The 8969-nt window shown below is 75.1% G+C and carries 3 protein-coding genes; 2 read left to right on the forward strand and 1 reads right to left on the reverse strand.

The annotated features are described in order from the left end of the window. Nucleotides 1-3: 3 nt before the first annotated feature. Complete coding sequence (locus ACFUUZ_RS10640) at nt 4-6033, reverse strand: amino acid adenylation domain-containing protein (RefSeq protein WP_378694696.1); 6030 nt, start codon at nt 6031-6033, stop codon at nt 4-6. Nucleotides 6034-6129: 96 nt separating this feature from the next. Between ACFUUZ_RS10640 and ACFUUZ_RS10645 the strand changes: the two genes are divergently transcribed. Beyond that, the gene (locus ACFUUZ_RS10645) at nt 6130-7557 is read left to right on the forward strand and encodes an amidase (protein WP_378694697.1); all 1428 of its coding nucleotides are present in this window, start codon (nt 6130-6132) and stop codon (nt 7555-7557) included. Between the two features lie 176 nt (nt 7558-7733). Beyond that, the gene (locus ACFUUZ_RS10650; RefSeq protein WP_378694699.1) at nt 7734-8921 is read left to right on the forward strand and encodes a lipase family protein; all 1188 of its coding nucleotides are present in this window, start codon (nt 7734-7736) and stop codon (nt 8919-8921) included. Nucleotides 8922-8969 lie beyond the last annotated feature (48 nt).

The following is an 8969-nucleotide window of genomic DNA, read 5'->3' on the forward strand; positions in this document are numbered from 1 at the left end:
GCCTCACCCCGCGGCCGGGCTCGGCTGCGGCAGCAGCCCCGCCTCCCGGAAGCGCAGCAGGCACCGGTCGATCACCGCGGCGTCCACCGCCGGGCAGGTGATGCCGGTGTCCGCCAGCGCGCGCCGGGTCGCGGTGTCGTCGAGCACCAGGTCGCCGACGCCGGAGTCCAGGTCGGCGTAGTTCCCGACCAGCAGCGCGGCCCTGGCCAGGTCGTCCCCTGGGGCCCCGCCCGCGGCCAGCCGGGCCGCGAGTACCTGCTGCGCCTCGTCCGGGGTGACGGTGCGCAGCGCGTACCCCAACCGCTCCAGGCCGTGCAGGATCTCCGCGACCGGGGTCGGCTCGGTGTTCACCAGGTGGTACCGCTCCCCGGCGGGCACACCCCCGGTGACCAGCGCGGCGAGCGCGCGCGCCACGTAGTCCACCGGCGCCAGCGAGACCGCGGCCCCCGGCGGTACCGCGGGCGCGATCCCGAGCAGCGCGGCGGCCCTGACCATGGTCCAGAGCGAGTCGTCGGCCGCAATCAGCCCGGTGCGGGCGGAGGCGCCGACCAGCCCCGGCCGGTACACCGCGACCGGGAGGCCGCGCTCGCCCGCGCGCCGGACCAGCTGCTCGGCCACCCACTTGCTCGCCACGTACCCGTGCCGGTTCACCTCGTCCGCGGCCAGCTCGCTCCGCTCGGTGACCACCCCGCTCCGGTCCGCGCCGAGCACCGCGTCAAGGGTGCTGACCAGGTGCACCGGCACCGCGCGCGCGGTGCTCGCCAGCCGGAGCAGCTCGCGGGTGCCGCCGACGTTCGCGGTGCGCAGTTGCTCGTAGGTCGCCAGGTGGTTGACGAGCGCGCCGTTGTGCACGATCGCCGAGAGCTGCCCGGCGAGCGCGGCGAAGTCCGCCTCGTCCAGCCCGAGCCGGGGCCGGGCCAGGTCGCCGGGGAGCGCGGTGACGCGGTCCGCGAGGTCGTCGTGCGCCAGTTCGTAGCGCTCCAGCGACCGGCGCAGCCTGCGCAGCCCCTCCTCCGGGTCGGCGGCCCTGACCAGGCAGTGGATCGGGCGGTCGGTGTGGTCGAGCAGCTCGCGGAGCAGGTGGCTGCCGAGGAAGCCGGTGCCGCCGGTGAGCAGCAGCGGCCCGGTCGGGTCCGCCGGTTCCAGCCGGCTCGCGTCGAGGTCGTCGGCGAGCGCGGCGTCCGCGGCGAGCCGGGCGGCGTAGGCGACCGGGTCGTCGGCCTCGCTCGCCGCGGCCAGCGCCCGCACGGTGGCCCTGGCGAAGAGCGCGCGCGGCGCCACCCGCAGCCCGAGCCGGTCGGCGAGCGCGGTGCGCAGCGTGAAGACCAGCAGCGAGGTGCCGCCGAGCTCGAAGAAGTCGTCCTCGGGGCCGACCTCGTCCAGCTCGAGCACCTCGGCGAAGACCGCGGCGATGGCCTGCTCGCGCGCGGTCATGGGCGCGACCTCGCGAGCGGCGCGGGCGGCGTGCGCGCTGCGCGCGGTCGCCGGGTCGGCCACCGCCTCGCCACCGGCCTCGGCCAGCACGCCGACCGGCGCGGCCGGGTCGACGAGGGCGGCGGCCAGCACCGCGCGGTACCCCTCGGCGAACCCCTCCACGCTGTCCCGGTCGAAGACCGCGGTGTCGTACCGGAAGACCGCGCGCGGCGGGTTCTCCCTGACCGTGAGCGTCAAGTCGAACTGCGCCGTCGGCTGCGGCACCTCCAGCACCTCGACCCGCAGCCCGGCCAGGCCGAGCGGCGGCGGGGCGGGCAGGTTCTCGTAGGAGAAGACGGTGCGCAGCAGCGGGTGCCCGCCGTCCAGCCGGGGGGCATGGACGGCCTGCACGATCCGGTCGAAGGGGACGTCGGCCTGCTCGAAGGCGTCCAGCGCGGTGGCGCGCACCGCCGCGACCAGCTCGCCGAAGGTGGCCGCCGGGTCGATCCGCGTGCGCAGCGGGACGGTGTTGACGAACATGCCGACCAGCGCGTCCAGCGCCGGGTGGCCGCGCCCCGCCACCGGGGTGCCGATCACCAGGTCGTCCTTGCCGGAGAGCCGGTGCAGCAGCACCGCGTAGGCGGCGAAGGCGATCATGAACGGGGTGCCGTCGGCGATGCCGCCCGCCGGGACGTCGAGCGGGATCTCGACCGCGGCGCCGTCGCCCGCGCGCTCCTCCGCCACCCGGGTGGGCAGCGGGAGGCTGTCCGGCACGTCGGTGAGCTCCGCGCGCCAGTAGTCCAGCTGCTTCGCCGCGCGGGAGTCCGGGTCGGCCGGGTCGCCGAGCCGCTCCAGTTGCCACAGCGTGTAGTCCGCGTACTGCAGCGGCAGCGCGGGGAGTTCGACCCGCTCGCCCGCGTGCGCCGCGGCGTAGGCGGCGGTCAGGTCGGCGACGAGCGGGCCCAGCGACCAGCCGTCGGCCGCGATGTGGTGCGCGACCAGGGCGAGCACGTGCTGCTCCGGCGCGATCCGGAACAGCCGCAGCCGGACCGGCGGGTCCACCGCGACATCGAAGGGTTCGGCGGCCAGCGCGGTCAGCTCGGCCTGCAGATCGCCCGCGGCCGCACGCGGCTCCAGATCGAGCCCGGCGAGCACCGCCGAGACCGGGAGCACCTGCTGCCTGGCTCCCGAGCCGGACTCGGGGTAGACCGTGCGCAGCACCTCGTGCCTGGTGAGCACCGCGCGCACCGCGGCGGCCAGCGCGGGCGGCGCCAGCGGGCCGTCCAGCCGGACCGCGACCGGGAGGTGGTAGGCCGCCGAGTCCGGGAGCAGCTGGTTGAGCAGCCAGAGCCGCAGCTGCGCGGGCGCGGGCGGGATCACCTCGGGCCGCTCGCCCGCCACCGGCTCCTGGCCGCCGGAATCGGTGCCGAGCAGCGGCGCCAGCCCGGCCACGGTCGGGGTGTCGAAGACCGCGCGGACCGGGACCCGGAGCCGGGCGGCGACCCTGGTGGCGGAGAGCGAGGTGCCGCCGAGCGCGAAGAAGTCGTCGTCCGCGCCGATCCGGCGCTCAGTCTCGAAGACCTCGGCGAAGACCTCGGCCACCCGCTGCTCGGCCGGGCCCGCGGGGGCGCGGAACTCGGCGCGGCCGAAGGTCGGGGCGGGCAGCCTGCGAGCGTCGAGCTTGCCGTTGGTGGTGAGCGGGAGGCTCTCCAGGATCACGTAGGCGGCGGGGCGCAGGTAGGCGGGGAGCGCGCGGGCCAGCTCGGCGCGGACCGCGGCGAGCTCGATCCGCTCGCCCGCGGCGGGCACCAGGTAGGCGACCAGGTGGGTGCCGGTGCGCGGGTCGGTGTGCGCGGTGACGGCGGCGCGGCCGATGCCGGGCAGCGCGGTGAGCGCGGTCTCCACCTCGCCCGGCTCGATCCGGTGCCCGCGCACCTTGATCTGGAAGTCGCTCCTGCCGTGGTAGAGCAGCGCGGGCTCGCCGTCGAGGTCGGTGACGGTGACCAGGTCGCCGGTGCGGTAGAGCCTGCCGCCGGGCGGGCCGTACGGGTCGGCGACGAAGCGGCCCGCGGTGAGCGCGGGGCGGCCGTGGTAGCCGCGGGCCAGCGCCGGGCCGCCGATGTACAGCTCGCCGAGCACGCCGGGCGGCACCGGGCGCAGCGCGGCGTCCAGCACCAGGGCGTGGAAGCCGCGCAGCGGGGCGCCGATCGTCACCGGGCGCCCCTCGACCAGCTCGCCGATGGTGGCGATGTCGGTGGCCTCGGTGGGGCCGTAGCCGTTGCGCATGGCGCGGCCGGGGGCCCAGGCGTTCACCAGGTCGGCCCGGATGGCCTCGCCGCCGACGCCGAGCACCTTCAGGTCGGGGAGCTCGGCGGGGTCGAGGGTGGCGAGCACGGCCGGGGTGATGATCGCGTTGCTGACCCGCTCGCGGCGCAGCAGCGCGGCGAGGTCGGGGCCCGCGACGGTGAAGCGGGAGGCCACCACCAGGGTCGCGCCGCCCGCCAGCGCGCAGAGCTGCTCGCCGACCGCCATGTCGAAGCCGGGCGAGGCGTGGTGCAGTGCGATCGCGCCCGGGCGCAGGGCGTAGCGGTCGTGCCGCTCCGCGGCCAGGTTGGCCAGGCCGCCGTGGGTGACCACGACGCCCTTCGGGCGGCCGGTCGATCCGGACGTGTAGATGAGGTACGCCGGGTGCTCCGGGCGCAGCGCCGCGGTGCGCTCGGCGTCGGTGATGGGGCCGGGGTCCGCCCCGGCGACCGCCCGTGCGCCGCCCGCCTCCGGCGGTGCGCCGGGCAGGCCCGAGTCCGCGGTATGCGCGCCGGAGCGCGGCTCCGGGCCGCCGGCGAGCGCGCCGGAGCGCTGCCCCGAATCCGCCGCGGGCGCACCGGGCCACTCGTCCCGGTCGAGTGCGCCGTCCAGCAGGATGCGCGGCATCTGGGCAGGCAGGCGGTCCGCGTGCTCAGCGGTGGTGAGCGCGAGCGCGGCCTGGCTGTCCGCGAGGACGTAGGCGATCCGCTCCTCCGGGTACCCCGGGTCCACCGGGACGAAGGCGCCGCCCGCCTTGGTGACCGCCCACACCGCGGCGACCGACTCCGCGGAGCGCTCCAGCAGCGTCACCACCCTGGTCTCCGGCCCGACCCCGGCCGCGATCAGCTCGCGCGCGATGCGATCGGTGCGGGCGTCGAACTCCGGGTAACTCCAGCGCCGCTCCTCGTGCACCACCGCGGTCCGCTCCGGCGCCCGCCGCACCGCCGCCGCGATGATCTCGGCCAGCGGTCGCGCCTGTACCGCGGCAGGCCCCCGCCACGGCACGAGCGCCGCCCGCTCGGCGGCGTCGAGCGGGTCGAAGCCGCCGAGCGTGGCGGCCGGGTCGTCGGTGAGGTGCGCGAGCAGCCGCAGGAAGCGGGCGTGGTGCGCGCCGAGCTCCGGTTCGGTGTAGCGGTTCGGGTTGCCCTCGAACTCGACCCGCAGCCCGTCCGCCGAACCCGGATAGATGTTCAGCGTGAGGTCGGGCACCGGCCCGGTGGTGAGCAGGTGCAGCGTGCCGCGCGCCTGCCCCAGCTCGACGGTGGAGTGGAAGTTCATGATGTTGACCGCGGGCCCGAACCCGGTGCCGACGGTGCCGCGGTCCCGCTCGATGTCCTCGCCCCGGTACCGCTGGTGCCGCAGCGCCCCGCCCACCTCGGCGCGGACCGCCGCCACCAGGTCGGCGGTGGTGGCCGAGTCCGGCACCGCGATCCGCAGCGGCACCACATTGCTCACCAGCCCCGCCGCCTTGCGCAGCACGGCGGTGGTGCGCCCGGTGACCGGCAGGCTCAGCGAGACCTCCGCGCCGCCGGTGCTCCGCCCCAGGTACCCGGCGAACGCGCCGATCAGCACCGCGGCGCTGCCCGCCCCCGCCCCCGCTGCCGCCAGCGCCGCGACCCGCTCCGGGTCGAGGTCGGCGCCGACCACGACCGACCAGGGCGCGAGCTCACCGGGGCGGTTCGCCAAACTGACCGGTTCGGGCAAACCGGTGGCGTGTTCGGTCCAGTACTTCCGGTCGGTCCGGAAGCGCGCGGACTCCCGGTAGCTCCGGTCGGCGTCCAGCAGCACCTGCGGCGAGCCCGGCTCCGGCTCGGGCAGGGCTCCGCCCGCCACCAGCACGCCGTAGAGCTCGGCGTGCCTACGGGCGACGGTCATCGCGCCGAAGCCGTCCAGCACCAGGTGGTGCACCCGGGTGTAGACCAGGTGCCGCTCCGGGCCGAGCCGCAGGATCGACGACCAGGACGCCTCCTCGGCCGTGATGTCGAGCGGGCGGCGCTGGTCGGCGCGCATCCAGGCGAGCGCGGCGGCGAACGGGTCGGGCGCGGCGCCGAAGTCGTGGAAGTCGACCTCGTCGTACTGCTCGTAGTCCAGCCGCTGCCACGGCGTGCCGTCGGCATCGCGGCCGAACCGCAGGTAGGAGCCGAACTCCCGGGCGGTGTGGCGAGCGGCACGCGCGTAGGCCGCGCGGTCGAGCGGCCCGTGCACGTCGACGTACTGGGTGATCGTGAGGGGGAGGCTCCCGAGCAGCTGCTGGGCGAACCACACCTCGCGCTGCGCCGATGTCAGCGGCAACGTCGCCTGCGGGCGGGTAGTCATGCTTTTCCTCGATCTGTCGAGCAACGCGGGAGAGGGTAGCCTTTCCTACCCTGCATGGGAAACCCGGTTCTCGCCGGATCTTCTACATTCGGTCGGGTGACCACCGAAGCTCACCCCCCTGCCACCGCCCGGATCCACGCCTTCACCGACGACGCGCTCGGCGACCACGACGCCCTCGCGCTCGCCGAGCTGGTGCGCCGCGGCGAGCGATCTCCCGGTGAATTGGCCGCCGCGGCCGCGCGCCGGGCGGCGGCGGTCGCGGAGCTGGCCGCGGTGGCGCACGCCCGCTACGCCGACCCGGTCTTTCCCGTGCGGGCGGACGGCGTCTTCGCCGGGGTCCCGACCTTCGTCAAGGACAACTCCGACATCGAAGGCATGCCCAGCAACCAGGGGACGGTGGCCTTCACCGCGCGCCCGGCGCGCGGCACCGACACCTACGTCCGCGAGTTCCTGAGCACCGGCGCCGTCGTCCTCGGCAAGAGCGCGATGCCGGAGTTCGGCTTCAACGCCAGCACCGAGCCGGAGTACGCCGCGCCGACCCGCAACCCGTGGAATCCGGCGCACTCGGCGGGCGGCTCCTCCGGCGGGGCCGCCGCGCTGGTGGCGGCGGGCGTCGTCCCCTTCGCGCACGGCAACGACGGGGGCGGCTCGATCCGGATCCCGGCGGCGAGCACCGGGCTGGTCGGGCTCAAGCCGAGCCGGGGCAGGCACGCCGACTCCCGGCTGGCCAGGATGCTCCCGCTGAACATCGTGAGCGAGGGGGTGCTCACCAGGACCGTGCGCGACACCGCCGCCTTCGCCGCCGCCATCGAGCGCAGGCACCCGAACCGCGCGCTCCCGCCGATCGGCGCGGTCGAGGGCCCGCCGGACCGGCCGCTGCGGGTCGCGGTGCTGCTGGAGTCGGCGGCCGGGCCGGTGGCCGACCCCGCGGTGCGCGAATCGGTGCACCGGGTGGCGGAGCTGCTGAGCTCGCACGGCCACCACGTGGGGGAGCTCTCGCTGCCCTTCGTCCAGGCCGTCGAGACGGCGTTCCTGCACTACTGGGCGATGCTCGCGGCGGTGGTCGCGGACACCGGGAAGCTGGCCGACCGGCACTTCGACCGGTCCCGACTGGACGGGCTGACCAGGGGGCTGCGCCGGAAGTTCTACCGCGAGGTGTGGCGCACCCCCGGCGCGCTGCGCACCCTGGCCCGCGCCAACCACACTTACGAAACCCAGATGGCGGGGTACGACGCGGTGCTCATTCCGACCCTCGGCCACGCCACGCCGCCGCTCGGGCACCTGGCCCCCACCGTCCCGTTCGACGAGTTGCTCGACCGGCTGCGCGTCTACGTCGGTTTCACCCCGCTGAACAACATCACCGGCTCCCCCGCGATCTCGGTGCCCGCCGGGCTCGCCCCGTCGGGCGTCCCGCTCGGCGTGCAGTTCGCCGGGGTGCGCGGCGCGGAGCGGGTGCTGCTGCAGCTGGCCTACCTGGTGGAGGCCGAGATGCCGTTCCCGAGGATCGCCGCACCCGGCATCTGAAGGCGGATGACCGCACTTGACCGGCGCATATGCGTTCCCCGGTGTGAGACAGCCAAAACGTGAACGACCGTGTTTGTGAACCGTCCTGCCATTGCGGGCACGGGTGGAAGATCATTCTCGAAGTCCGATACTGTGCGCCCGTTCACCGTGCTTCATCCGCAGATCGAAGGAAGACCGTGCCCAGAGTTCGAACCAGAATTCTGATCGTCCTGCTGAGCCTGTTCTCGGCCGGTTCGATCGCGGCGCCCGCACAGGCGCAGCCGCTGTTTCCGACCCCGGATCCCGATCCCTTCTTCCACGCGCCCGCGAACCTCGCCGACTACGCCCCCGGCGACGTGGTGCGCACCAGGAAGATCGACTCCGGCATGTACGTCGGCACCGACATCCACCAGGTGGCGTTCCGCTCCACCAACTCGTCGGACCAGCCGGTCATGGGCATGACCACGGTGCTGCTGCCGATCGGCGTCAAGAACCCGCCGCTCGTCTCCTACCAGGCGCTGATCAACTCGCTCGGCACCAGGTGCAACCCGTCGCGCTCGCTCTTCAACGGTGAACTGCAGGACGCGCCGGGCGCCATGCTGCCGATCGGCAAGGGCTGGGCGATCAGCATGCCGGACTACCTCGGCCCGCACGTCGCCTACGGCGCCGCCAAGCTGGGCGGCCAGATGACGCTGGACAGCGTGCGCGCGGTGCAGAAGGCGACCGAGCTCGGGCTGGCCGACTCCAAGGTCGCGCTGGCCGGGTACTCCGGCGGCGGCATGGCCACCGCCTGGGCCGCCGCCATGCAGCCCAGCTACGCGCCGGAGCTGGAGCTGACCGCGGTCGCCGCGGGCGGTGTCCCCGCCGACCTGGAGCAGATGGCGCTCTCGCTCGGCTTCGAGCCGCACATCGGCTTCGGCCTCGCCTTCGCCGCCGCCATGGGGCTGGAGCGCGAGTACCCGGACCGGCTGCCGATCAGCGACCAGCTGAACCCGAACGGGCTGTGGTTCCGCGAGTTCACGCACGACGCCTGCCGCCGCTTCCTGCTCTTCCACGGCGCGTACCGGAGCGCGGACCAGATGGCCGCCAGCAAGGCGCTCATGGACTCGCCGGAGGCGCGCGCGGTGCTGCACGAGAACAGCCTGGTGGAGTACCCGGGCACGCCGACCGCGCCGATCATGCTGTGGCAGGGCCGGTACGACCAGCTCACCGCCTTCGAGCCGCTGGAGCGGACGGCGAACCGCTGGTGCGCCGCGGGCACCCCGCTCAAGTTCGCGCCCTACGACATCGCCGAGCACATGACCACCGCGGTGGCGGGCTTCGGCGAGGCGTGGAGCTACGTCGAGTCCCGCTTCAACGGGGAAGCGGCGCCGGTCACCTGCTGACAGCCGGAGAACACAGGGAGCGGGCCGGGTTCGACATCGAACCCGGCC

This window comes from Nocardia sp. NPDC057353 (assembly GCF_042667085.1).
In the GTDB taxonomy this organism is placed as follows: Bacteria; Actinomycetota; Actinomycetes; order Mycobacteriales; family Mycobacteriaceae; genus Nocardia.